This window comes from Faecalimonas hominis (genome assembly GCF_054660755.1).
In genome coordinates this window covers 1-25,492 of the sequence record NZ_BAAHSH010000053.1, presented here as the reverse complement: position 1 = coordinate 25,492, position 25,492 = coordinate 1, and the positions used below count along the sequence as shown (strand labels likewise).

Below are 25,492 nucleotides of genomic sequence, written 5' to 3'. Positions count from 1 at the left end.
TGAAACCCCCTTAGTTATTCTCATTAAAATTCTTTACCATGTTTGCTTTAGATGCAAGGCTTCCCGCTTTTGCGTTTTTATTCGCTTCCGCTGCTTTCTTTAAACGTGCTTCTTTTTCTGCATCTGTCATCTTTTTCATGCTTGGCTCCTGAATATTTCTTACATTTCTCTGTGCCATCTCATTGATATTCTTAGCAGAAGCTCCCTTTTTCTCACGTTTCTTCTTAACTTTCTCTACATTCTGTGCAATCAAATCATCTACGGATATTTTTTCCAAATGTTTATTAATAATCAACTGCTGCACACATCGGACAACCGCACTGGCAATCCAGTACAAACCTAAACCTGCCTGGAATGTGAAACACATAAATACTGATAACATCGGCATCATAACATTCATCATCTTCATCTGACTTGCCATCGGATTATCCGCTGTCTGTGTTGCAGATGCTGTTGATGTTAACTTAATACTTATCCACTGTGTAAGACCTGATAAAATAGGAATAATTAATGCAACAATTATTAATGCGATTGCACCTGTTTTAACCCCGTCCATAAACATTGTCTTCGGTGTTTCCGCAAGGTTAATTCCGAGGAAACTGTTCAAATGTTTTACATTTTCCTGTGTACTCTGGATAATCGGCTGTAAGTTGCTGAATTTATCCGCCAATGTATCCCATGTACTATCCTGAAATTTATATAATACGTCAATAATTGTATTTGTTTTTGTGTAGTCAAAATGTTTCGGGTCAATTAAAATAGGAGAGGCTTTTCCAATTCCTTCCATGATTTTCTGATACCCGTCTGTTGCCATAACGGAATTTACAAGCGGTAAATACGCATCTTTAACTCCGCCTACATATGCAGGAATATTCTGGATTACCTGCCAAAGTCCGAGCAAAATCGGAAATTGAATTAAAAGCGAACCACAGCCACCGGTTGGCGACGTTCCGTATTTATCATAGACCATCTGTGTCTCTTCCTGCATTTTAAGAACAGATGTCTGATCTCTTTTACCTTTATATTTCTTCTGAATTGCCTGAATTTCAGGGTTCATTGCCGCAGACATCTTTGAAAATTTCTGCTGCTTAATTGTCAACGGTATTAATAATGTATAAATAATAATTGTAAAGATGATAATACAGATACCGATATTCTCAATACCGAATAAATTACTCATCACATTAAAGATACCGTCCATTAATTTTCCGAGCAACCATGCTATCTGTCCAATAATCGGCGTAGTTGCCTGTGTCAATAATGTACCAGTCATATTTTTTCCTCCTACTGCACTTTAAGGTACGGGGTCATATCCCCCTTTTGAAAATGGATTGCAACGCATAATTCTCCATATCGTAAGAAGACTTCCCTTAAAGGCACCATATTTTTCAATTGCCTCCAACCCATATTCTGAACAGGTTGGTATATAAATACAGTGTGTTCTTACTTTCAATCCGGATAAATACTTTCTATAAAATTTAATTAGCATTATAAGCAGTTTCTTCACTTATTCCATCTCCATTTTTCTTTTCCATCGGATTATATATATGATGAAGTTTTGCCAAGTGGATTAGGGCACTGTCCATTTCTCCATATGATTTACCGTTTGCTGAAGCCCTCACAATCACAACTATATCATATCCACATTGCATTTTACTTTCTTGTAGTCGATAACTTTCTCTTATTAAACGAGTCAGTCTGTGTCTTACTACACTGTTCCCTACCTTTTTACTTACCGAAATTCCTATTCTGTTTTTATTTAAGCCGTTTGGCTTCTTATACATAACTAAATATTTATTCGCATATGATTTTCCACGTTTATATACGATTTGAAAATCTCTGTTTTTCTTTAAAGATTCGGAAAATTGCATTTTTCATCTCCCATTTTTTATAGAAGAAAAGGCCACATATATGCGGCCTACGCTGATAATTTCTTTCTTCCTTTTGCTCTTCTAGCAGCTAAAACTTTTCTTCCACCTGCTGTGCTCATTCTTGCTCTGAATCCGTGAACTTTTGCTCTGGATCTCTTTTTTGGTTGGAATGTCATTTTCATTGATATCCACCTCCTTAAACTCAAACCTATACATATATATAAGTATATTATTTTTTTAAAGACATCGCTTTTAATTATAGTTATAAAACAGTATTTCGTCAAGCAAAACCTACAATTTTGTACTATTTTTTTCATTTCTCCACATTATCCACATTGTGTGGATAACTTGTGGATATCTCGGGGATATACTGTTATTTTTATGTGTATTTTTGATTTTTCCTCGACAGTTTTCCCCTATTTTACTGGAATTTTCCATGTTTATAAAGTTATCCACATGATTTTTCATTGCTTAAATATCAATTTTGATGTAAAATATACTGTATTATAGTATAGGTATAGTAGGTGTACTATGCACAAATGCAAGAATTAGGAGTCGTTAGTATGAATATCGTCAAGGAAAAGTGGAGTGAAATTATTGAAAAATTAAGAATTGAATATGGGCTTTCAAATGTGTCTTTTAATACGTGGATAAAACCTTTAAAAGTGCATGAAGTAAAAGACAATACCGTTTTTCTTCTATGTGAGTTAAAAGCAAGTATCGACCACATTAAGCATAAATACGAACTTCCTTTGCGTGTTTGTATCGCCGAAGTAACAGATGAGGAATTTAATGTGGCTTTTATTTGTGAAGACGATATTAAACAAACCGAAACAAAAGAAGAAAACCAGAAAATTAAGACCATTATTGAACAAGCCAACCTAAATCACAAATACACCTTTGATACTTTTGTCGTAGGTAACAACAACCAGTTTGCCCATGCCGCTTCTCTGGCTGTTGCCGAATCTCCGGGTGAAGTGTACAACCCTCTCTTTTTATACGGGGGTGTTGGATTGGGTAAAACCCACCTTATGCACTCAATTGCCCACTTCATATTAGAAGAAGATCCGACAAAAAAGGTGTTATACGTTACCAGCGAAACATTTACAAATGAACTGATTGAAGCAATCAAAAGCGGTCGCACAGGAAACGAGTCAACAATGACTTCATTTAGGGAAAAGTACCGTAATATTGACGTGCTTTTAATCGACGACGTTCAATTTATTATTGGTAAAGAAAGTACACAGGAAGAATTTTTCCATACTTTTAACCACCTTCATGTATCAGGAAAACAGATTATCCTTTCCAGTGATAAACCGCCAAAAGACTTTGAAACTTTAGAAGCGCGCCTTCGTACCCGCTTTGAATGGGGACTTATTGCGGATATTTCCTCACCGGATTACGAGACAAGAATGGCTATTCTTCAGAAGAAAATCGAACTGGATAATTTAGATGTTTATCATATTCCTGATGATGTTGTTGAATATATTGCCAACAACGTTAAATCAAATATTCGTGAATTGGAAGGCTCTTTAAATAAATTGATTGCTCTTTATAAATTAAATTATAACTCTTCCAAAGAAATTGATATTCCTCTTGCTGCAGAAGCTTTGAAGGATATAATTTCTCCGAATGAAAACCGTACTATTACTATTGACTTAATTATAGATGTTGTTGCGGAACATTTTAATGTGTCCGTTGCCGACTTAAAAAGCGGAAAACGTAACTCTGAAATCGTTATGCCAAGACAGATTGCAATGTATCTTTGCCGAACAATGATAGATACGCCTTTAAAATCAATAGGAATCATTCTTGGCGGCCGCGACCACTCCACTATTAACCACGGTGTGGATAAGATTAAGGCAGAGTTGAAAACAAATGACACACTTAACAATACAATCGACATCATTAAGAAAAAATTAAACCCGGTTTAAAAGTTATCCTTAAAAGTTACACACATTATAAAGCTGATATGAACATACTTATCCAACCTTAGAATGCTTTTATTTACAGGTTTAAGGGGAGTTATCCACATATCCCCAGCCCCTACGGCTAATAAGGCGGATATCTTTTATATTATTTACTCCCTATGGGGATTCTGAAAGGAGTTAACAACACATGAAAATTATTTGTACAAAATCGAATTTAGTTAAAGGTGTAAGCATTGTTTCCAAGGCAGTACCTTCAAAAACAACAATGCCTATACTTGAATGTATTCTGATAGATGCAACAACAGATATTATTAAGTTGACAGCGAACGATATGGAACTTGGTATCGAAACAATTATTGAAGGTGACATTATTGAGAAAGGTTTAATTGCCATCGATGCAAAAATCTTTTCCGAAATTGTTAGAAAATTACCTGATAATGAAGTTGTCATTGAAACAGATTCCAATCTGCAGACATTGATTACCTGTGAAAAAGCAAAATTTAATATTTCGGGAAAATCAGGAGAAGAATTTTCTTATCTGCCTTATATTGAGAAAGAAGAACCGGTGGAATTATCTCAGTTTACTTTGAAAGAAATTATAAGACAGACTATTTTTACTATCTCTGACCATGACAGCAACAAATTGATGACAGGGGAATTGTTTGAAATAAATGAAAATATTCTGAAAGTGGTTGCCCTGGACGGACACCGTATTTCCATCAGAAAAGTAGAACTGATGAATAATTATGCATCGAAGAAAGTAATCGTTCCGGGAAAAACACTTATTGAAGTAAGTAAAATCCTTTCGGGTGAAGTGGAGAGTAAAGCCAACATTTACTTTACCCCTAACCATATTGTGTTTGAATTTGATCAGACGGTTGTTGTATCACGTTTGATTGAAGGGGAATATTTTAAGATTGATCAGATGCTTTCAAGTGATTATGAGACGAAAGTAAGAGTGAACAAAAAAGAATTGTTAAGTTGTATTGACAGAGCGATGCTCCTTGTAAAAGAGGGAGATAAAAAACCGATTATCATTAACATCGGCGATGAGGCGATGGAATTAAAGATTCAGTCTCAACTCGGTTCAATGAATGAAGATATTTTGATTACAAAAGAGGGAAAAGATTTATTGATTGGATTTAACCCTAAATTTTTGATGGACGCACTTCGTGTTATCGAAGATGAGGAGATTCAGATTTATCTGACGAACGCGAAAGCGCCATGCTTTATCAGAGATGAGAAAGAAAGTTATATTTACCTGATTTTACCGGTAAATTTTAATGCGGTGGTGTAGAAGATGGAAAAAATAAAATTAAGAGAAGAATTTATTAAATTGGGACAGGCGTTAAAGGCTGCCGGACTTGTTGAGTCCGGCGTTGAGGCAAAGGAAGTCATTCAGGACGGTCTCGTGCAGGTAAACGGTGAAATTGATACAAGACGCGGAAGAAAACTGTATGACGGAGATGTAGTCTTTTTTGACGGAGAAGAAATTCAGATAGAGAAATGATTATTAAATCTTTGAAATTAAAAAATTTTAGAAATTATGATTTGCTAAATCTTGATTTTGATTCTGCAACCAATATCCTTTACGGTGATAATGCCCAGGGAAAGACAAATATTTTGGAGGCAATCTATTTGTCAGGGACAACAAAATCACACAGAGGAACAAAAGACAGGGATATGATACGGTTCGGTCAGGAAGAGTCCCACATTGAAACTGTTATTGAGAAAAAGGGAATAGAGTTTAAGACAGACATTCATTTGAAGAAGAACAGCCCGAAAGGTATTGCCATCAATAAAATGCCAATCAGAAAGGCAAGTGAACTGTTTGGCGTAATTCACCTTGTATTTTTTTCACCGGAAGATTTGAATATCATCAAAAACGGTCCTGCGGAGAGAAGAAGATTTATCGATATGGAACTTTCCCAACTGGATAAGGTGTACTTAAATGATTTGGCAAATTATAATCGTATTATTAACCAGAGAAATAAACTGCTGAAAGACATTTACGGCAGGGAAGACCTGATTTCCACTCTCGATATATGGGATATGCAGATGGCACACTATGGAGACAGGGTTATGCAGAGGCGGGCAAAATTTATTGCACAGATTAATGGAATTATTGAGAACGTGCATGGAAAATTGACCGGCGGCAAAGAAAAATTGAATTTATTTTATGAAAAAAGTATTGGAGATGCGGATTTTTCTGAGGCAATTTTAAAGAACAGAGAGAGAGATATACGAATGAAAAGTACATCTGTCGGTCCGCACAGAGATGATATATGTTTTAAGGCAGGGGATCTCGATATCAGGAAATTCGGTTCGCAAGGTCAACAGCGCACAGCGGCATTGTCTTTAAAACTTTCAGAAATAGAATTGGTAAAACTGTTAATTAACGATACCCCTATTTTGTTACTTGATGATGTGTTATCGGAGTTGGATAAAAATAGGCAGAATTATTTACTGGACAGCATAAGCAATATACAGACAATCGTCACCTGCACAGGTGTGGACGAATTTGTCAACAGACGCTTTTTAATAAATAAAATATTTCATGTTAATGGCGGACAGGTAAAGAAAGAAAATTAGGAGGATTAATATGAGTACAGAATATGGTGCAGATCAGATTCAAATACTGGAAGGATTGGAAGCGGTAAGAAAAAGACCGGGAATGTACATTGGAAGTACATCGGTAAGAGGACTTCACCATCTGGTGTACGAAATTGTAGACAATGCGGTTGATGAGGCGCTTGCAGGGTATTGTGATACAATTTATGTATCTATTAACAAAGATAATTCCATTACGGTTATAGATAATGGGCGTGGTATCCCTGTTGGAATCAATCACAAAGCGGGACTTCCGGCAGTTGAAGTCGTGTTTACGGTCCTTCATGCAGGCGGAAAATTTGGTGGAGGAGGATACAAAGTATCCGGAGGACTTCACGGTGTAGGTGCGTCAGTTGTAAATGCACTTTCAGAATGGCTTGAAGTAGAGATTTACAAGGACGGAAAGATTTATAAACAGCGTTATGAGAGAGGCCATGTAATGTACAAACTGGAAGTTACAGGCACTTGCGAGCCGGAAAAAACGGGAACGAAAGTAACATTTTTACCGGATAAAGAAATCTTTGAAGAGACAATTTTTGATTATGATACATTGAAACAGCGCTTTAGAGAGATGGCATTCTTAACAAGAAATCTTAAAATTATTCTTGCGGACGAACGTCCTGAGGAGCGTATCGAGAAAACATTTCACTATGAAGGCGGTATTAAGGAGTTTGTGTCATACTTAAATAAAAGCAAAACTCCATTATACGAGCAGATTATTTACTGTGAGGGAGAAAAGGACGGTGTGGCTGTGGAAGTTGCCATGCAGCACAATGATTCTTACAGCGACAACACATATGGATTTGTAAATAACATTACAACTCCGGAAGGCGGAACTCACATAGTCGGATTCAGAAACGCCCTTACAAAAACATTTAATGATTATGCGAGAAAGAACAAACTGTTAAAAGACAGTGAACCTAATCTTTCAGGAGAAGATATAAGAGAAGGTCTTACTGCCATTGTCAGTGTAAAGATTGGAGATCCTCAGTTTGAAGGTCAGACAAAGCAGAAATTGGGCAACAGTGAAGCGAGAGGTGCGGTAGACAACATTGTTAGCACACAGTTACAGATATTTTTAGAGCAAAATCCAAGCGTTGCAAAAATGACGGTAGAAAAATCCGTTATGGCACAGCGTGCCAGAGAAGCCGCAAGAAAAGCGAGAGATTTGACGAGAAGAAAATCTGCTCTTGAGACGATGTCACTTCCGGGAAAATTGGCAGACTGCTCGGATAAAGATCCGGCAAACTGTGAAATCTACATTGTAGAGGGTGATTCTGCCGGCGGATCTGCAAAGACTGCGAGAGACAGGGCGACACAGGCAATTCTGCCACTTCGCGGAAAAATTTTGAATGTAGAAAAAGCGAGATTAGATAAGATTTATGCCAATGCGGAAATTAAAGCGATGATTACTGCATTTGGTACGGGAATCCATGATGATTTTGATATTTCAAAACTGCGTTACCATAAAATCATTATCATGACCGATGCCGATGTGGACGGTGCACATATCAGTACGTTATTGCTCACGTTCTTATACCGCTTCATGCCGGATTTAATTAAAGAGGGTTATGTGTATCTGGCACAGCCGCCTCTTTACAAATTGGAGAAAAACAAAAAAGTATGGTATGCATACAGTGATGATGAATTAAATCAAATTCTTACAGAAGTGGGAAGAGACGGCAACAATAAGATTCAGAGATATAAAGGTCTTGGAGAGATGGACGCAGAGCAGTTGTGGGAGACAACAATGTCGCCGGAACACAGAGTATTGCTGCGCGTTACAATGGACGAGGAAACATCTTCAGAACTTGATTTGACATTTACAACGCTGATGGGCGATAAAGTAGAGCCAAGACGAGAATTCATTGAGGAAAATGCAAAATATGTCCAGAACCTAGACGTCTAGGATAATCAGAAGGAGAAAAGAAAAATGGAAGATAATATTTTTGATAAGGTTCATGATGTTGACCTGAAAAAGACAATGGAAAGTTCATATATCGATTATGCCATGAGTGTTATCGCTTCCCGTGCATTGCCTGACGTCAGAGACGGATTAAAACCTGTACAAAGAAGAATTTTATATTCAATGATAGAGTTGAACAACGGTCCGGACAAACCACATCGTAAATGTGCCCGTATCGTCGGTGATACAATGGGTAAATATCACCCGCACGGTGACAGTTCCATCTATGGTGCGTTAGTTAATATGGCGCAGGAATGGTCAACGAGATATCCGCTTGTAGACGGACATGGAAACTTTGGTTCAGTGGACGGTGACGGTGCGGCCGCAATGCGTTACACAGAGGCACGTTTAAGTAAGATTTCCATGGAACTGACAGCGGACATCAATAAAGATACTGTTGATTTTGTACCAAACTTTGATGAGACGGAAAAAGAACCTGCCGTTCTTCCGGCAAGATTTCCTAATCTTCTTGTAAACGGAACATCGGGAATCGCTGTCGGTATGGCGACAAATATTCCGCCACACAACTTAAAAGAAGTCATCAATGCGGTTGTAAAAATTATTGATGACCAGATTGAAGAAACGGGAGAAACGACAATCGAAGATATTTTACAGATTGTGAAAGGTCCTGATTTTCCGACAGGCGCTACAATCCTCGGCACAAGAGGGATTGAGGAAGCGTACCGTACGGGACGGGGAAAAATCCGCGTTCGGGCAGTGACGGACATCGAACCGATGCAGAACGGTAAGAGCCGTATTGTTGTGACGGAACTTCCGTACATGGTAAATAAAGCAAGACTGATTGAAAAGATTGCAGAACTTGTGCGTGATAAGAAAATTGACGGTATTACGGATTTAAGTGACCAGTCAAACCGCGAAGGAATGAGAATCTGTATTGAACTTCGCCGTGACGCAAATGCGAATGTCATTTTAAATCAGTTATATAAACATACACAGATGCAGGATACTTTTGGTGTAATTATGCTTGCCTTAGTAAATAATGAGCCGAGAGTAATGAATCTTCTTGATATGTTAAACCACTACCTGAAACATCAGGAGGAGGTCGTGACAAGAAGAACGAAATATGAATTAAATAAGGCGGAAGAACGCGCCCACATTTTACAGGGATTATTGATTGCCCTCGATAACATTGATGAAGTTATCAGGATCATAAGAGGTTCCAAGACAACACAGATTGCCAAAGAAGGATTGATTGCAGCATTTGATTTAACGGAAGTGCAGGCACAGGCAATTGTCGATATGAGACTGCGTGCTCTGACAGGTTTGGAAAGAGAAAAACTGGAAACAGAGTATGCCGAACTGATGAAGCGTATCGGAGAGTTGAAAGCAATTCTTGCAGACAGAAAATTATTATTGGGCGTGATCAAAGAAGAAATCATTGTTATCCGCGATAAATACGGTGATGAGAGAAGAACGGCTATCGGATTTGACGAGTATGATATTTCCATGGAAGATTTAATTCCAAGAGAAGATGTCGTAATTACAATGACAAAACTCGGTTATATTAAACGCATGACGGTAGATACATTTAAGAGCCAGAACAGAGGAGGAAAAGGCATAAAGGGAATGCAGACTCTTGAGGAGGACTACATTGAGGATTTATTTATGACAAGTACCCACCACTATGTTATGTTCTTTACAAATACGGGACGTGTGTATAGGCTGAAGGCATATGAGATTCCGGAGGCAGGCAGAACTGCAAGGGGAACGGCAATTATTAATCTGCTTCAGTTAATGCCGGAAGAAAAAATTACTGCCATTATCCCAATCAAAGAATATGTGCAGGGTGAATATCTGTTTATGGCAACGAAAAAAGGTCTTGTGAAGAAAACACCTATTACAGACTATGCAAATGTAAGAAAAACAGGTCTTGCGGCAATCACTCTTCGAGAAGAAGATGAATTAATCGAAGTAAAAGCGACAGACAATGAAAAAGATATTATTTTAGTGACAAAATACGGTCAGTGTATCCGTTTCAATGAAAAAGATGTTCGTTCAACAGGCAGAACTTCTATGGGGGTTCGCGGAATGAACTTGGGAGACAGAGATGAAGTTGTTGGAATGCAGTTAAACACACAGGGAGAACATCTTTTGATCGTATCTGAAAAAGGTATGGGAAAACGTACGGAAATGAGCGAATTTACAAGCCAGAACCGTGGCGGTAAAGGTGTGAAATGCTACAAGATTACAGAAAAAACAGGAAATGTAGTCGGTGTTAAGGCAGTCAGTGAAGACAATGAAATAATGATTATTAACACGGAGGGAATTATTATCCGTATGGAATGTAACAGCATTTCTGTTCTGGGACGTATTACTTCAGGTGTAAAACTGATTAATTTACATGACGATGAAAAAGTTGCAAGTATTGCAAAAGTAAGGGAAGCTTCTTCTGAGTTGGAAGAAAACGCAGAGGAAACAGTGGAATAAAAAATAAAAATCAGAGGGGATAAGAAAGACATTTCTATATCTGCTCTGATTTTCTGCTATAACGAACTGCGGAGGGAATATGAAAACTTTTTATGTAAACGGAAAAATTATTACGATGAATGAGTCAAATTTGTATGCGGAGGCGGTATGTGTAGAAAATGGACGTATTGTTTCTGTTGGAGAGTACAATGAGATTATAAAATTGCAGGAAGAACCGGACGAAGTGATTGACTTACAAGGAAAGACAATGCTTCCGGGATTCATAGATGCGCATTCACATTTCGTAGGGGCAGCAAATGCAATGACACAATGTGACTTATCTTTCTGTAAAAATTTTGATGACATTATTCAGACAATGAGAGCATTTAAGGAAAAAAGAAAACTGTCTGATGAATCGTGGATCATAGGCAGCAATTATGACCAAAATTTTCTGGAAGAGGGACGACACCCGGACAAAGATGTATTAGATCAGATTAGTGAAGTAAATCCTATTCTTTTAATCCATGCATCTTCCCACATGGGAGTTACAAACAGTAAAGGTTTGGAGATACAGCAAATAGATGAGAAAACAGAAGATTGTGCAGGGGGAAGATATGGAAGAGTAGAGGGAACTAATATTCCTGACGGCTATATGGAGGAAAAAGCGTTTTTAACATTTCAGTCTAAACTTCCGATGCAGTCCGTTGAAACATTACTTTCATGTATTCAGGACACACAGAAAATGTATGCGGGTTATGGGGTGACAACCGTTCAGGACGGAATGGTTGGCAAACCGTTATTTGAACTTTTGAAATATGTTTCCTCTACGGGAAAACTGCAGTTAGATGTAGTCGGTTATGCAGATATTATGACGGCATCTGATTTAGTTGAAGAAGAACCGGAGTATATCGGAAAGTATAAAAATCATTTTAAGTTAGGCGGATTTAAAGTATTTTTGGACGGTTCACCCCAGGGAAAAACAGCGTGGCTTACAAAACCGTATGAGAATGAAAAAGAATATAAAGGTTATCCGATTCACGGTAATGACGAACTGAAAAAATATATTTGCCTTGCGTTAGATAAAAAACAGCAGTTGCTTGCTCACTGTAATGGCGATGCGGCTGCGGAACAGTATATTTCAATGTTTGAGCAGGCATTAAGAGAGCGAAAAGAAAAAAATATTTATCGTGCGGTTATGGTTCATGCACAACTTGTAAGAAAAGACCAGTTAGAGAGAATGGCCGATATGGGAATGATACCAAGTTTCTTCGTTGCCCACACATATTACTGGGGGGACATTCATCTGAAAAATTTTGGTGAGAAAAGAGGAAGCCGGATTTCACCGGTAAAAGATGCCGTGGAATTGAAAATGAAATATACATTTCATCAGGATACACCGGTTGTTCCGCCGGATATGATGCGTACAGTTTCCTGTGCGGTAAACAGAGTGTCAAGAACAGGACAGAGTATTGGAGAAAATCAGAGAATTTCCGTTTTGGAGGCGCTAAAAGCAATTACAAGTTACGGTGCGTACCAATATTTTGAAGAAAATGACAAGGGAACAATCGAAAAAGGAAAATATGCTGACTTTGTTGTTTTAGATAAAAATCCCCTGGAGACAGAGAAAGAAAATCTTGCCGACATAAAAGTACTGATGACAATTAAAGAAAATAAAGTAATTTACAAAAATGGGGAAGATACAAATGAATCAGCGGAGTAAAGGAATTGTTTTGGCGGTCACAACTGCCGTAATGTGGGGGATTATGGGAATTTTTGTGAGAGATTTATCTCACAATCAATTTACCAATATTGAAATTTCATTTTTTAGATGTGCGTTGGCGGGGGCAGCGTATTTTATCTTCTTGTTACTGACAAAACCGTCGGCACTTAAAGTTAACATAAAAGGACTTGTCATCTGTGTTTTATACGGTGCGGTCGCATACAGTATCAGTTTTGTAAGTTATAGCGTATCAGTGTCGCGCATTCCTGTTGGAGTGGCAACTGTCTTAATGTTTATGAGCCCGATTTGGGTTGTGATTTTAGGAACGGTGATGTTTAAGGAAAAATTACAGAAAAGTAAGATAGTTACGATTGTCATCTGCTTTATAGGTGCAATTCTTGTGGCAAATCTTATCGGCGGAGGAGAGATAAAACTGGACGCCATAGGAATTTTAGCAGGAATTATTAACGGAATTGGAGTTGCATTGCAAATTTTACTTCCTAAATTTTTCGCAAAAGAGTATGATAGAGATACGTTACTTGTTTATGGATTTTTGGGAGCAGCATCTGTACTGCTTTTTGGAATGGATTTCGGTTCGGTTGCCGAACATATTTCAAATACGCCAATGACAAATTTAATATGGGATTTATTTGGAATTGGAATTTTATGTACAATGGTGGCAAATGCAGCCTGTGTAAAATCTACACAGTATGTGGAGGCTTCGACAACAAGTATTCTTTCTGCACTGGAAGTTGTAGTCGGAACACTTGTAGGATTTTTTATTTTCCATGAACATCTGACTTTTTTACAGATAGCAGGTGCAGTTATTATCGTTGTGGGGGCGATAGGCTCAGAAATTTATCAGCCTAAAAAGAAAGGAAAGAATGAATGTATACAGTAATCATTGCAGATGATGAAGAAGAAATCAGACGTTCTCTGATTAGAAAGATTGATTGGGAGAGTATTGGGTTTAAAGTTGTGGGAGAGGCCGGAAACGGCGAAGATGCATTAGAACTTGTGGAAAAACTGGAACCGGATTTATTGCTTACGGACGTAAAGATGCCGTTTATATCGGGAATTGAACTTGCAAGACAGGTAAGGGAAATCAGACCGACAATTCAGATTGCATTTTTAAGCGGATATGATGATTTTTCGTATGCACAGCAGGCAATTCAATACAATATCGTAAGTTATATGTTAAAGCCAATCTCATCGGGGGACATTACAAAAGAACTGAAAAATATCAAATTAAAAATTGAAAGAAAATTTGAAGAGTTTGCTACGAAGACGCCAAGTTCTGAAAAAATGGAAAAATCAGAATTTTTAATGCCTTTATTGTTGGACAGTTTTCAGAAAGAACGCTCTGAGGAAGAAAAAAAGAGATTGGTAGAAAAAGCAGTGGAATGCGGTGTATTGGAACCGGGAAATTTAGATGTGCTGAAATATGTTGTTCTTGTCACACGAATTTTAAATGAAGATGGGGAAGTGTGTACGGACAGGACAAGCGTAAATGCCATTGATTCAATTTTAAAGAAATATGTCAAACATTCCAGTGTATATATGCATGGAAAAGTAGTTTCTCTTCTCAGTGCGACAAAAACGGGATTTAATAAATATTTGCATATTATCGTGGAGGACATCAGCCAGAGTGTCGAACGTATTATGGAATTAAACTGTACAATAGGTGTAAGCCGTGTGGGTGAGGATTTGTCCTGTATCCACGAGTGCTATTTGGAGGCAATGAATGCCATAAGTTATTCTAAGAAAAACCGAAGAAATATTCACTTTATCGGTGACGAGGAGAGAATGAATACGCTGGATCAGGAACTGGTACAGCAGACGATTCAGGATATTGAAAATCTGATCAGAAGTGGAAGTCAGGAAGAAATTCAGGAATATTTTGTTTCTTTTGGAAAGTTGATCGAACAGAGGAAGGTTACAAAGGTGGCAATTAATTTCATATTTGTACAACTGATTGCATCTGTTTTTCAGGTTGTATATGCGGTTGCCGGAAATGACGCAGTACAGAGAATACAGAAAAATTTTGCATTTTACAGTATGCCGGTTTTATCCGGAAGTACAAAATCCACTTTAAAATATTACGAAGAAATCTGTTTAATGGCGAGAAACATTATCTCGGAACAGCGAAAAAAGAGCAGTGAAGTGTTATGTGAAAATACAATTCGCATTATCAATGAGCAATATATGGATCCAAATTTATCTTTGTCGGACGTCAGCAGTGAGAATTCGGTAAGTCCGAACTATTTAAGTGCGGTAATCAAAAGAGAAAACGGAAGTACATTTAAAGATTTGCTGACAAAGAAAAGAATTGAAAAAGCACAGGAATTGCTTTTCTGTACATCAATGAAAATAAGAGAAATAGCGGAAAAATGCGGATATAACGACCAGCACTACTTCAGTTATTGTTTCAAAAAGTATACGGGAATGTCACCGAATGTCTGCAGGAGAAATTATGAAGAGAATAAAGAATAAACGAAATATAATGAAAAAAATTTCTCTTTCGCAAATGCTGACGGGGATTGTTGTCATGATTGTGCTTGTACTGACTGTAACGTTCTTCTTTGCATTCGTTAATATTTACAAAAACACAACGGAAGAAAATGTAGTTACAAGTAGTGAACAGGCTGTTTTACAGGTAAAGAATACGGTGGAAAATTATACTGAAGACATGGAAATTTTGATGGAGATGATTCAGAAAAATATTAGCCGGGGAAAAGAAAATACAGATACGTATCTGAAAAACTTAATCAGTATCCGAAAGGATATCGTGGCAATTACAACATATGATGAACAGGGAAATTTATTAAAAGCATGGTCTGACAGAGGAAAATTAAAAGAAAATATTGTTGAAAACCTTTCTTTTAATCCAAATGTTCCAAAAGAGAAAGAGGAAATGCTAAACGTTACAAAACCGCATGTGGAATCTCTGTTTAAAGATTATTATCCGTGGGTTGTTACGATTTCAGAATACATGAAGAACTCTGAAGGAGAGACTATTCAGGTGGCGCTGGATATTCAGTTTTCGCAGATTGCAAATTATATGGACGATGTAGGAATCGGCCAGCACGGATATTGCTACATTGCCGACAAGAAGGGCGATATTATTTATCACCCACAGCAACAGTTGATTTATTCAGGATTAAAAGAAGAGGAATATAATTATTTAAAGGACGGTTCTCATGTTGAGAAAGATGCAATTTATTCTGTACGGTCGCTTGATAATTGCGAGTGGAAAATTATAGGTGTCTGTTATATTGATGAAATGATTACAAATAAAGTCAATCACATCATGAAGACACTGTCTGTTATTTTTCTTATAGTTGTTTTACTTACGGTACTCATTATCCGTTTCTTTTCTAAACTTTTTTCCAATCCTGCCCGAGAACTTGCAAATGCCATGCAGGAATTTGAAAAAGATACAAATAATTTTGAGTTCAAATCAATAGAGGGAACGGCGGAAATCACTTCCCTTACAGAATCTTTTGAACATATGGTTGTACAAATTAAAGAACTGGTTGAGAAGGTAAGACAGGAAGAGGTTACGTTAAGAAAAACAGAATTGAAGGCTCTTCAGGCACAGATTAATCCACATTTTCTTTATAACACGTTAGACGCAATAGCATGGCTGTGTGAGGAAGAACGGCATAAAGATGCTGTTGAGATGGTGAATTCTCTTGCAAAACTGTTTAGAATCAGTATAAGCAGAGGACATGAACTGATTACGATCGAAAAGGAAATGCAGCATGCAAAAAGTTACCTGAAAATCCAAAATTTCCGTTACAAAAATCAATTTACCTATTCGTTTGATGTAGATGAGGAATGTTTAAATTATCTCTGTAACAAAATTACATTGCAGCCGATTATTGAAAATGCCATTTATCACGGAATAGACAGAATGGTAGATGAAGGAAAAATAAATATCGGCATTCATCAAAAAGGCGATAGGATTATTTTTACGGTAGAGGATAACGGTGTCGGAATGACAGAAGAACAGTGTGAAGAAATTTTACACAAAGATGCGGGTGACAGAGTGGGAATCGGAATCAAAAATGTAAATGACCGAATCAAAATTTATTTTGGCGAGGAATATGGTTTAACTATACAGAGTGAACTGGACGAGGGAACAAGAGTAACCATTAGTATGCCAAAAATAACGGAGAACGATTATGGAGAAAAATAAGAAAAAAGTAATTGCCTTTTTCTGTATTTGTATGTTATTCATATCCGGCTGCGGTATGGAAAACAGTGAAAATATACAAAAAAGAAAAGTTGCCGTCATCATGAAATCAACGGATTCTGCTTTTTTTAAAGCGGTAAGTTTGGGAGCAAATGCTGCCGGAACGGCGTACAATATGGAGATTTTATTTGAAGGTCCCAAAAACGAGGAAGATTATAAGACACAAAATAAAATGATTGAGCAGGCAATTCAGGAAGAATATGATGCAATTGTATTTTCGGCAGTAGACTATAATGCAAATGCTGAGGCGATAGATAAAGCCGCTCATGCGGGAATCAAAACAATTGTCATTGACAGCGATGTAAACAGTAAAAAGGTAAATTGCAGAATCAGCACAAACAACTATAAGGCAGGTAAAATGGCAGGTCAGGCCGTATTGGAAAACAAATCTGAAGAGTTAAATATCGGGATTGTAAACTTTGATAAGAATTCAAGAAACGGTCAGGAGAGAGAAAGAGGTTTTAAGGACTTTGTTAAAAAAGACAATCGTGTGAAAAATGTAGAAACAATCAATGTTATCTCTACAGTGGAACAGGCGAAGAATCAGACAAAAGAATTTTTGGAAGAACATCAGGAAATGAACGTACTTGTGACTTTCAATGAATGGACAAGTTTGGGTGTAGGATATGCGGTCAGAGAATTGGGACTACAGGACAAAATACAGGTAGTCGCCTTTGATAATAATGTCATCTCCGTAGGAATGTTGGAAACAGGTGAGGTAGATGCACTGATTGTACAGAATCCATATGCTATGGGATACTTAGGAGTGGAGAGTGCATATAACCTGTTAAATGAAATTCCGATAAAGGGGAAACAGGTGGATACGGAGACAATTTGTGCCACACGAGAGAATATGTATGATGACGAATATCAAAAAACATTGTTCGCATTTGAGTAAATTTGATAAAAATCGTAAAAAATCATACAAAAAAAATAAATAATTTAATAGGAATAAGTACAAGTTCGTGTTATAATAACCTCATCAATGATTAGCAAAGGGAGGAAACAATCATGAAAAAGAAACTATTAGCAGCTGTTCTTTGCGTGGCAATGGTAGCAGCAACACTCGTTGGTTGTGGTTCATCTGACGATGGTAAAAAAGATGGAGGAAAGAAATCAGACTTAAAAGTAGGTGTATTCTATTACACATATGCTGATACTTATATTTCATCAGTTCGTACAGCACTTGACAAACAATTAGATGACATGGGTGTTGATTACCAGGATTATGATGGAAACAGTAACCAGACAACACAGAACGAACAGATTGATACAGCAATTCAGTCAGGAACAAACTTATTAATCGTAAACATCGTAACATCAGGTTCAAATGATGCTTCTACACAGGTAATTGAAAAAGCAAAAGCAGCAGACGTACCTGTAATCTTCTTCAACCGTGCAGTAGAAGATCCTAAGGGAAAAGAAGGTGTAGTTCTTAACACATATGACAAATGTGCATTCGTTGGAACAGACGCTCCTGAAGCAGGACATATGCAGGGTGAAATGATTGGTGATTACTTAGTTAAAAACTATGACAAAGTAGACCTTAACAAAGATGGAAAAATTTCTTACGCTATGTTCATGGGACAGTTAGGAAATGTTGAAGCAATTTACCGTACACAGTACGCTGTAGAAGATGCTAACAAAAAATTAGTTGAAGCAGGAAAACCAGAATTACAGTTCTTTGATGCATCTAACAAAGACAAATACCAGGTTGACCAAGATGGTAACTGGAGTGCTGGAGCAGCAAACAACTACATGACAACAAACCTTTCACAGTACAATGAAGGTAACAACAACATGATCGAACTTGTTATCTGTAACAACGACGGTATGGCAGAAGGTGCTATCGCAGCATTAAACGATAAAGGTTGGAACAAAGGTGATGCAGCTAAAACAATTCCTGTATTTGGTGTAGACGCTACAGACGCAGCTAAGAAATTAATCGCTGACGGAAAAATGGTTGGTACAATCAAACAGGACGCTGAAGGTATGGCTAAATGTATCGCTGACTTAACAAAGAACGCATCTGAAGGAAAAGATTTAATGGAAGGAACAGATTCATACAACAAATCTAAAGAAGTTAGTACAAAAATCTACATTCCATACGGAATCTACACAGGTGAAGGTAAATAATCGGGACTGTAAAATAACAAATATTGAAAGCAGCTGCCAAAAGTTGACGGCTGCTTTCTTAAAGTCTAAAGTCTAAAATCTAAAAGAATGGAGGAATGGTCATGGCAAACGATGTTCTTTTGCAGATGAGTCATATCAGTAAAGAATTTCCGGGTGTTAAGGCACTTAATGATGTTTCCCTTACTGTAAAAAAGGGAACTGTACACGCACTTATGGGTGAAAATGGTGCAGGAAAATCGACACTGATGAAATGTCTGTTTGGAATGTACAAAAAAGATGGCGGAACAATTAAACTAGAAGGAAAAGAAGTAGATTTTAAAAATTCTAAAGAGGCATTGGAAAACGGTGTAGCAATGGTGCATCAGGAATTGAACCAGGCTCTGAAACGTAACGTAATGGATAATATCTGGCTTGGACGTTATCCGAAAGTTGCCGGTCTCATGGTAAATGAAAAGAAAATTTATCAGGATACAATGGATATTTTCAAAGAGTTGGAAATTGACGTAGATCCAAGAAGAGTTATGAGCACAATGCCGGTTTCGCAGAGACAGATGGTTGAAATTGCAAAAGCAGTTTCATTTAATTCAAAAGTAATCGTATTTGATGAGCCTACTTCCTCACTTACAGAAGAAGAAGTAGAACATTTATTTAAGATTATCAATATGTTAAGAGACCGCGGAGTAGGTATTATTTATATTTCGCATAAAATGGCAGAAATTAAGAGAATTTCTGATGAAATTACTATCATGCGTGATGGTACATGGGTTGCAACAAAACCTGCTGATGAATTATCTATGGACGATATCATCAGATTAATGGTAGGTCGTGAATTGACAAACCAGTTCCCGCCAAAAACAAATAAACCGGGAGAAATTGCATTAGAGGTAGAAGGCTTAACAGCGCAGTATTCTTCATTAAAAGATGTTTCCTTTAATGTAAGAAAAGGAGAAATTGTAGGTCTTGCCGGACTAGATGGAAGTGGACGTACAGAAACATTGGAAAATATTTTCGGTATCGCTACAAGACATTCAGGTACAATTAAATTAGATGGTAAAGTAGTTAAAAATCGTAATTCAAGAGAATCAATTAAAAATGGTTTTGCATTATTAACAGAGGAAAGACGTGCAACAGGTATTTTTGGAATTTTAAGTATTCGTGAAAACACAGTTATTTCAAGTTTGAAAAAACATAAAAAGGCCGGTGTTTACTTAAGTGAGAAATCAATGAAAAAGGATACACAATGGTCTATTGATGCAATGCATACAAAGACACCTACTCAGGAAACGAAAATCCGTTCTCTGTCAGGTGGTAACCAACAGAAAGTTATTCTTGGAAGATGGCTTCTAACAGAACCGGAAGTTCTTCTTCTTGATGAACCGACACGTGGTATTGACGTTGGTGCTAAATATGAAATCTATCAGTTAATACTTGATTTAGCAAATAAAGGAAAAGTCGTTATGGTAGTTTCTTCGGAGATGCCGGAATTACTTGGAATTTGTGATAGAATTCTTGTTATGTCAGGCGGACGCCTTGCAGGAGAAGTAGATGCAAAAGAGACGACACAGGAAGAGATTATGACCCTTGCGGCAAAATTTGTATAGAGGAGGAGCGTTTTTATGAGATTAGTTGCAAATATAAAAGAACGTCAGGCAAGTTACAAAGCCTTAGACAGCAAAGATAAAAGAACATATTGGAAGGAATTTGCGTTAAACAATGCGTTATATTTCTTAATTATCGTTGCAGTTATTTACACTGCAGTACAGAACCCTAAATTTGTTAGTACATCATCTATCGTAAATATTATTTCACTTTCAGCAGCAAATATTCCAATCGCTGTTGGTATTGCGGGGTGTATCGTACTTACAGGTACTGACCTTTCAGCAGGTCGTGTAGTTGGTCTTACAGCATGTATTTCAGCATCATTGTTACAGGCTGTTGATTATCCAACAAAAATTTTCCCGGATTTACCGGTATTACCAATTCCACTCGTTATTTTAATCGTAGTGTTAGTTGGTGCGATTGTCGGTGTAGTTAACGGTTTCTTCGTAGCTCACTTCCAGTTACACCCATTTATTGTTACATTGGCAACTCAGTTGATCGTATATGGTGTTCTGTTAATGTACATTATGTTAAACGGAAACAACGGACAGCCATTATCAGGTTTAGACCAGTCTTTCAAAGACTTTGTAACAGGTAGTGTATTAAAGATTGATGGTGTTCCGATTCCAAACTACGTTTGGTACGCTTGTATCATTGTTATTTTAATGTGGTTTATTTGGAATAAAACTTCATTTGGTAAAAACATGTTCGCTGTTGGTTCAAACCAGGAAGCAGCAAACGTATCTGGTGTAAACGTTGCAAAAACAATTATTTTAGTACATACATTAGCTGGTGCAATGTATGCTGTAACAGGTTTCATTGAAGCAGCACGTATCGGTTCAAACCAGGCAAATACAGGTCTTAACTATGAATGTGATGCTATCGCAGCCTGCGTTATCGGTGGTGTATCTTTCGTAGGTGGTACTGGTAAAATCCGTGGCGTTGTAATGGGTGTATTTATCCTTCGTATCATCTTCGTAGCATTGAACTTCTTATCAATCAACCAGAACTTACAGTATGTAATCAAAGGTTTAATTATCTTAGTTGCTTGTGCAATCGATATGAGAAAATACCTTGTTCGTAAATAGGAGAAGTTATGAGCGACAAAGCAAGAGAAAAAGGAAGGCTGGCAATTTATGGCATGGCCGGACTTTATATTCTTTATATGGCATATAGTATCTTTAAAGGCTTATCAGACAGTGCGGGTTCAGAACAACTCGTATTGTTTGTGGCAATGATTGCATTTGCAGTTATTGGCGTAGTACTAATTGTATTTAGTGTGGTAAGAGGTTATAAGATAAGTAAAGCCGAATATGACGATAAAAAAAATAAAGAGAATGAGAATAAATAGCAATTGGGGACGTAGTGTTTTTAAATTTCACTACGTCCCCAATTGCGTTTTACCCTGTCCCTTTTTGCAGGTAAAAAACTTTTAGCAAATCAATAGTTAAAGAATATACTGATAAGGGAGGGAATAATATGATGCGAAATATAAACGGTATGCCGGACGCATACGCACAGGTTAGAGGAGATGCAGCACACTCCAAAATATATGGAAATGTATATTTTTACGGAATGTATAATGGCACACTTGTTGTTGCGGAAATTTATGGTTTGCCAAATACAGAGGAAAAAGATAACGGAAATTTTTACGGATTCCATATACATGAAGGGGAATATTGTACGGGAGACATGGAAGATTCCTTTAAAAATGCAGGAGCGCACTATAATCCGGACAAAACGGAACACCCAAAACATAGGGGAGATTTACCGCCTTTATTAGCAAATGAAGGAATAGCGTGGAGTGCCGTATATACGGATAGGTTTTACCCTGAAGAAGTTGTCGGTAAAACAGTAATCATACATGGTATGGCAGATGATTTCAAAACACAGCCATCGGGAAACGCAGGAATGAAAATAGCCTGCGGAGAAATTGTGGAATAAATGTGAACAGGGACGTAGTAAAATTCAAAAACACTACGTCCCCAATTAAGTTTTACCCTGTCCCTTTTTACAATTCTCTCAATATGATTTCAGCAGTTTTTTGAACTATATCCGCAACAAATCGTGTGCACTGCGCCTTTCTTTCCGGCGAATTTTTTTCTAATCCTTTAGTTAAAATCCTACAGCAGGTAGCGCCACAGGTTTGTTTAAAGTAATCGTGCAATTCATTTGTTAATTCAAAACACTTCTGAATTGCAGGATCATTAGGCGTACGTCTGCCAAAAAAATAGCCAATGCACATTGTGCTGCCGGCAAGAGCACCGCAAATACAGCCACCTCCGCCGAGACCCCATGGAAAACCGGAACTCATTGCAATGGCATCGTCGGATAAATCCAAGTCAAAATGTTTTTTTATTGCGTAAATAACAGACTCAGAACAGGCAAATCCATGATTAAAAATTTCAACAGCATCGTTTCTTAACGCCTGCATATCTATATTTGTTGTCATAATAAAATCCTCCTATAAAATAAAGTTTAAAATTTATTCCTATATCAAATTTTATCATGGCGTGGTAAATAGAGGCAAATTATTTTTAAAATAAGGAAGTGACTTTTATATTTAAAGTACATATGCTATGATTAAAATTAAATAGATTAAAAAGCAGGAGGCAAATATGGTACGGACGATAGATGTAAATGAAATTACAAAACAAATAAAAGAAATGTGCATTGAAGCAAATCATTTTCTATCATCGGATATGGTTTGTGCAATGGAAAATGCAAAAAATACAGAACGCTCACCTCTTGGAAAACAGATTTTAGAGCAGTTACAGGAAAATTTAGAAATTGCAGGAGAAGAGATGATTCCCATTTGTCAAGATACGGGAATGGCGGTAGTTTTTTTGGAAATAGGACAAGATGTTCATTTTAAAGGCGGTTTATTAGAAGATGCGGTAAATGAAGGAGTGCGTCAGGGATATCAGGAAGGATTTTTGAGAAAATCAGTAGTAAATGACCCGATTATCCGTGAAAATACAAAAGATAATACGCCTGCGGTTATTCACTATAAAATGGTAGAGGGAAACAAAGTAAAGATAAAAGTTGCCCCAAAAGGATTTGGAAGTGAAAATATGAGTCGCGTATTTATGCTTAAACCTGCAGACAGTTTAGAAGGGGTAAAAAATGCAATACTGACAGCAGTAAAAGATGCGGGACCTAATGCCTGTCCTCCAATGGTAGTTGGCGTTGGAATTGGCGGTACATTTGAAAAATGTGCCTTGATGGCAAAAGAAGCATTGACACGAGAAACAGGAGTGCATTCTGAAATACCATATGTAAAAGAATTGGAAGAAGAAATGCTTAAGAAAATTAACCGGTTGGGAATAGGACCGGGAGGACTTGGCGGAACGTCTACGGCACTTGCAGTTCATATTAACACATACCCTACTCATATCGCAGGGCTTCCGGTGGCAGTTAATATTTGTTGTCATGTAAACAGACATATTATTCGGGAGGTTTAAAATGAAAAAGCAGATACAAATACCAATTCAAAAAGAAATTATTCGGGAATTAAAAGCAGGAGATTATGTTTATCTTACGGGCGAAATTTATACGGCAAGAGATGCTGCGCATAAAAGAATGAATGAGACATTAGACAGAAAAGAAGAATTGCCTGTTAATATAAAAGATAAAATTATTTATTATATGGGGCCTTCTCCTGCCAGAGAAGGAAAAGTAATCGGCTCGGCAGGTCCTACAACTGCGAGCAGAATGGATAAATATGCTCCCAGATTAATGGATTTAGGACTTTCGGGAATGATAGGTAAAGGGAAGAGAAGTCAAGAGGTTATAGATGCAATTATAAGGAATGAAGGGGTATATTTTGCGGCAGTAGGCGGAGCCGGAGCGTTATTGTCAAAATGTATCAAAAAGTCAGAAGTAATCGCTTACGATGATTTAGGAACAGAAGCAATCAGACGATTAGAAGTAGAGGACTTTCCTGTTATCGTTGTAATTGACAGCGAGGGAAATAATCTGTATGAAATGGCAATAGAAGAATATAAAGAAGGATAAATAAAATGAAAAGAATTTTATTAATGGTGTTCAGAAATATTATATTAGTTCCGTATATGTGGTGCAAATTGTGTTATTACGCTTCACATGTAGAGAAATATTCGGAGCAGAAGAGATATGATATGTTACGATTTATTGTTTTTCGCGCAAACAAAGGCGGAAATGTGCATATTGATGTTTTCGGAAAAGAAAACATTCCAAAAGAAAATGGATTTATGTTCTACCCAAACCATCAGGGATTGTATGATGTACTTGCAATAGTTGAGGCATGTGATGTACCTTTTTCTGTTGTGGCTAAAAAAGAAGTGGGAAATATTCAGTTTTTAAAGCAGGTATTTGCCTGTATGAAAGCGTATCTGATTGACAGAGATGACGTAAGACAATCCATGCAGATAATCATCGACGTATCAAAAGAAGTGGCATCAGGAAGAAACTACCTAATCTTTGCGGAGGGTACACGCTCCAAACTGGGAAATAAATTATTAGACTTCAAGGGCGGAAGTTTTAAGGCGGCTACAAAAGCAAAATGTCCTATTGTCCCGGTTGCACTTGTAAATTCATTTAAACCGTTTGATACAAATTCAATTAAACCTGTCAATGTGGAAGTACATTTTTTAAAACCTATGTTATATGAAGAATACAAAGATATGAAGACAACTGAGATAGCAATTGAAGTAAAAAAACGTATTGCAAAAGTTGTAGAAAGAGAAGAATAAAATAGAAGTAAAAAATATGTAAAAAAAACATTGACAAGTTATAAAACCTCTAGTATAATCAATAATGCACTGTGAACAACAAGTGTATATCATATTGAAAAACACTTCAGGAGAAATACTCAAGAGGCTGAAGAGGTGCCCCTGCTAAGGGTATAGGTCGGGTAACCGGCGCGAGGGTTCAAATCCCTCTTTCTCCGCTTTGAAAAAACAACTGAGAAAAATAAAATTCAAAAAAATGAAA

General features: G+C 37.2%; 24 protein-coding genes and 1 tRNA gene. 20 read left to right on the top strand and 5 right to left on the bottom strand.

The genetic code is table 11. The features are described 5' to 3' along the window. Positions 1–10: 10 nt before the first annotated feature. Genes ACYQ35_RS09970 through rpmH form a run of 4 tightly spaced genes read right to left on the bottom strand, consistent with a single transcriptional unit; the run spans position 11 to position 2,053 of the window. The gene (locus ACYQ35_RS09970) at positions 11–1,273 is read right to left on the bottom strand and encodes a YidC/Oxa1 family membrane protein insertase (RefSeq protein ID WP_459832979.1); all 1,263 of its coding nucleotides are present in this window, start codon (positions 1,271–1,273) and stop codon (positions 11–13) included. A 21-nt stretch (positions 1,274–1,294) separates the two neighbouring features. Then, a complete protein-coding gene (gene yidD, locus ACYQ35_RS09965; RefSeq protein WP_459832976.1) occupies positions 1,295–1,489 on the bottom strand; it encodes a membrane protein insertion efficiency factor YidD in 195 nt (64 codons plus the stop codon). Further along, a complete protein-coding gene (gene rnpA / locus ACYQ35_RS09960; protein WP_009461913.1) occupies positions 1,479–1,871 on the bottom strand; it encodes a ribonuclease P protein component in 393 nt (130 codons plus the stop codon). Before rnpA ends, yidD begins: the two co-directional genes overlap by 11 nt. 47 nt (positions 1,872–1,918) lie before the next feature. Next, positions 1,919–2,053 carry a 50S ribosomal protein L34 gene (rpmH, locus tag ACYQ35_RS09955; protein WP_009461914.1) on the bottom strand — a complete coding sequence of 45 codons (135 nt, stop codon included), beginning with the start codon at positions 2,051–2,053 and terminating at the stop codon, positions 1,919–1,921. Between the two features lie 381 nt (positions 2,054–2,434). Between rpmH and dnaA the strand changes: the two genes are divergently transcribed. The 16 genes from dnaA (at position 2,435) to ACYQ35_RS09875 (ending at position 22,462) form a co-directional block, all read left to right on the top strand. Next, complete coding sequence (gene dnaA, locus ACYQ35_RS09950) at positions 2,435–3,805, top strand: chromosomal replication initiator protein DnaA (RefSeq protein ID WP_009461915.1); 1,371 nt, start codon at positions 2,435–2,437, stop codon at positions 3,803–3,805. Between the two features lie 184 nt (positions 3,806–3,989). Next, positions 3,990–5,099: a DNA polymerase III subunit beta gene (gene dnaN, locus ACYQ35_RS09945; RefSeq protein ID WP_009461916.1), complete on the top strand. Its 1,110-nt coding sequence runs from the start codon at positions 3,990–3,992 to the stop codon at positions 5,097–5,099. Positions 5,100–5,102: 3 nt separating this feature from the next. Then, positions 5,103–5,312 (top strand): RNA-binding S4 domain-containing protein, encoded by a 210-nt coding sequence (locus ACYQ35_RS09940; protein ID WP_459832969.1) that lies wholly within the window; start codon positions 5,103–5,105, stop codon positions 5,310–5,312. Further along, positions 5,309–6,394 (top strand): DNA replication/repair protein RecF, encoded by a 1,086-nt coding sequence (gene recF, locus ACYQ35_RS09935; protein WP_009461918.1) that lies wholly within the window; start codon positions 5,309–5,311, stop codon positions 6,392–6,394. Before ACYQ35_RS09940 ends, recF begins: the two co-directional genes overlap by 4 nt. Before the next feature lie 10 nt (positions 6,395–6,404). Then, the gene (gene gyrB, locus ACYQ35_RS09930; protein WP_009461919.1) at positions 6,405–8,321 is read left to right on the top strand and encodes a DNA topoisomerase (ATP-hydrolyzing) subunit B; all 1,917 of its coding nucleotides are present in this window, start codon (positions 6,405–6,407) and stop codon (positions 8,319–8,321) included. 24 nt (positions 8,322–8,345) lie between these two features. Continuing rightward, entirely contained in the window at positions 8,346–10,826 is a 2,481-nt protein-coding gene (gyrA, locus tag ACYQ35_RS09925) for a DNA gyrase subunit A (RefSeq protein ID WP_009461920.1), read from the top strand. Between the two features lie 79 nt (positions 10,827–10,905). Beyond that, positions 10,906–12,525 carry an amidohydrolase gene (locus ACYQ35_RS09920; protein ID WP_009461921.1) on the top strand — a complete coding sequence of 540 codons (1,620 nt, stop codon included), beginning with the start codon at positions 10,906–10,908 and terminating at the stop codon, positions 12,523–12,525. Next, positions 12,509–13,426 (top strand): DMT family transporter, encoded by a 918-nt coding sequence (locus tag ACYQ35_RS09915; protein ID WP_459832960.1) that lies wholly within the window; start codon positions 12,509–12,511, stop codon positions 13,424–13,426. Before ACYQ35_RS09920 ends, ACYQ35_RS09915 begins: the two co-directional genes overlap by 17 nt. Next, positions 13,414–15,018, top strand: a complete 1,605-nt coding sequence (locus tag ACYQ35_RS09910) for a response regulator transcription factor (protein ID WP_009461923.1) — start codon at positions 13,414–13,416, stop codon at positions 15,016–15,018. The genes ACYQ35_RS09915 and ACYQ35_RS09910 overlap by 13 nt, the downstream gene beginning before the upstream one ends. After that, positions 14,999–16,726 (top strand): cache domain-containing sensor histidine kinase, encoded by a 1,728-nt coding sequence (locus tag ACYQ35_RS09905; RefSeq protein ID WP_459832955.1) that lies wholly within the window; start codon positions 14,999–15,001, stop codon positions 16,724–16,726. Before ACYQ35_RS09910 ends, ACYQ35_RS09905 begins: the two co-directional genes overlap by 20 nt. Next, a complete protein-coding gene (locus ACYQ35_RS09900) occupies positions 16,713–17,681 on the top strand; it encodes a substrate-binding domain-containing protein (protein ID WP_009461925.1) in 969 nt (322 codons plus the stop codon). The genes ACYQ35_RS09905 and ACYQ35_RS09900 overlap by 14 nt, the downstream gene beginning before the upstream one ends. A 113-nt stretch (positions 17,682–17,794) precedes the next feature. Continuing rightward, positions 17,795–18,919: a galactose ABC transporter substrate-binding protein gene (locus ACYQ35_RS09895; RefSeq protein ID WP_009461926.1), complete on the top strand. Its 1,125-nt coding sequence runs from the start codon at positions 17,795–17,797 to the stop codon at positions 18,917–18,919. 101 nt (positions 18,920–19,020) lie between these two features. After that, positions 19,021–20,520 (top strand): sugar ABC transporter ATP-binding protein, encoded by a 1,500-nt coding sequence (locus ACYQ35_RS09890; protein WP_009461927.1) that lies wholly within the window; start codon positions 19,021–19,023, stop codon positions 20,518–20,520. Positions 20,521–20,535: 15 nt separating this feature from the next. After that, entirely contained in the window at positions 20,536–21,606 is a 1,071-nt protein-coding gene (locus ACYQ35_RS09885; protein ID WP_009461928.1) for a galactose/methyl galactoside ABC transporter permease MglC, read from the top strand. A gap of 8 nt (positions 21,607–21,614) precedes the next feature. Next, on the top strand, positions 21,615–21,869 hold the full coding sequence (locus ACYQ35_RS09880; RefSeq protein WP_459832945.1) for a hypothetical protein: 255 nt from the start codon (positions 21,615–21,617) through the stop codon (positions 21,867–21,869). Positions 21,870–21,997: 128 nt separating this feature from the next. After that, the gene (locus ACYQ35_RS09875; RefSeq protein WP_009461931.1) at positions 21,998–22,462 is read left to right on the top strand and encodes a superoxide dismutase family protein; all 465 of its coding nucleotides are present in this window, start codon (positions 21,998–22,000) and stop codon (positions 22,460–22,462) included. 67 nt (positions 22,463–22,529) lie between these two features. Here ACYQ35_RS09875 and ACYQ35_RS09870 read toward each other — a convergent pair whose 3' ends face one another. Further along, positions 22,530–22,970: a C-GCAxxG-C-C family (seleno)protein gene (locus tag ACYQ35_RS09870; protein ID WP_009461933.1), complete on the bottom strand. Its 441-nt coding sequence runs from the start codon at positions 22,968–22,970 to the stop codon at positions 22,530–22,532. Positions 22,971–23,136: 166 nt separating this feature from the next. On the opposite strand from ACYQ35_RS09870, the gene ACYQ35_RS09865 reads away from it, so the two are divergent. The 4 genes from ACYQ35_RS09865 to ACYQ35_RS09850 all read left to right on the top strand — a co-directional run bounded on the left by ACYQ35_RS09865 (position 23,137) and on the right by ACYQ35_RS09850 (position 25,448). Beyond that, positions 23,137–23,982, top strand: a complete 846-nt coding sequence (locus ACYQ35_RS09865; RefSeq protein WP_459832937.1) for a fumarate hydratase — start codon at positions 23,137–23,139, stop codon at positions 23,980–23,982. A 1-nt stretch (position 23,983) separates the two neighbouring features. Further along, the gene (locus tag ACYQ35_RS09860; protein WP_459832934.1) at positions 23,984–24,535 is read left to right on the top strand and encodes a Fe-S-containing hydro-lyase; all 552 of its coding nucleotides are present in this window, start codon (positions 23,984–23,986) and stop codon (positions 24,533–24,535) included. Positions 24,536–24,540: 5 nt separating this feature from the next. Continuing rightward, entirely contained in the window at positions 24,541–25,251 is a 711-nt protein-coding gene (locus tag ACYQ35_RS09855; protein ID WP_459832931.1) for a lysophospholipid acyltransferase family protein, read from the top strand. Between the two features lie 109 nt (positions 25,252–25,360). Continuing rightward, a tRNA-Ser gene (locus tag ACYQ35_RS09850) sits at positions 25,361–25,448 on the top strand. The last annotated feature ends 44 nt before the right edge of the window (positions 25,449–25,492 follow it).